Source organism: Segatella copri (assembly GCF_009494395.1).
Classification (GTDB): Bacteria; Bacteroidota; Bacteroidia; order Bacteroidales; family Bacteroidaceae; genus Prevotella.
On the sequence record NZ_VZCB01000065.1, the window covers coordinates 1 to 1063 of the forward strand.

The 1063-nt window shown below is 42.8% G+C and carries 1 protein-coding gene and 1 pseudogene; one reads left to right on the forward strand and one right to left on the reverse strand.

The window, feature by feature from the left end:
* On the forward strand, positions 1-570 hold a 570-nt coding region (locus F7D73_RS08420; RefSeq protein WP_153123848.1), incomplete at its 5' end, for a radical SAM protein.
* 73 nt (positions 571-643) lie between these two features.
* On the opposite strand, the pseudogene F7D73_RS08425 reads toward F7D73_RS08420, so the two are convergent.
* A pseudogene (locus F7D73_RS08425) lies at positions 644-1063 on the reverse strand (hypothetical protein); the annotation flags it as partial.

Here is a 1063-nt window from a genome sequence, read left to right on the forward strand (position 1 = left end):
GGCGAGGGCGTCACCACGCTTGTGGCATTCCACGGTTGTCCGCTTCGTTGCAAATACTGTCTCAATCCCCAATGCCTTGATGCTGACGGCGTATGGCAGGAGGTGGATACAGAACTGCTGATGGCGAACGTGGAGATGGACAACCTCTACTTCTTGGCGACAGGAGGCGGCATCTGTTTTGGTGGAGGTGAACCGCTTCTGTGGAGTTCATTCATAAAGGAGTTTTGTGAACAATGCCCAGAGGGATGGCAATTTACAATGGAGACGAGTCTAAACGTACCTCGCCATCACTTGGAGGAAGTCACCCCATACATTGACTCCTTTATCATCGACATCAAGGACATGAATCCTGCCATCTATCAAGCCTACACAGGTAAGCCCAACCGGCAAGTTATCGACAACCTTGTCTGGCTCAACACTCATGCCAAACATAAAGACAAGATCATCCTTCGTCTCCCCATAATCCCCAAGTTCAACACCGAAGATGACAGGAAACACAGTCGCCAAGTCTTAATAGAATTAGGATATGAGAATTTTGATGAATTTGAATATGTTATTAGAAACAAATAAACAGTTTTAATTATATGTCCCAATGAAATGGATTTGAATGTAAATTCCATCTCATTGGGGTATTGGATAAAAATTATTGGTAATTTTTAATAGTACGTTTTATGCTATTTGACTCTCTGCGAAGTTCATTAGCTACACTGTCTTTGTATGCAGCCATCCGTACCATTTCATTGTATTTGAGAACAGAATCTTCGTAAGCTGCAACACGATTTTTGACATAGTCTATGACATTTTCGTCTCTGTTTACAGAGAAGTGCTTCTCTATATATAAGATGTTTGGGTCATCAGCAGACAGAACCATCTTCAAAGCTCTATACTTCAAGTCTGCCTCCTCCCAATCTTGGTACTCTCGCCATTGGGTGAGGTTGCCCCAAATGGATATGACAAGAGATAGAGCCAAGCCACCAATGAAAAGAAGAACATACTTTGATGTAGGCTCGAAGCGATGGGTGACAAGTTTCTTCTGAGGTGAATTGTTCATCACTTCAAGTTT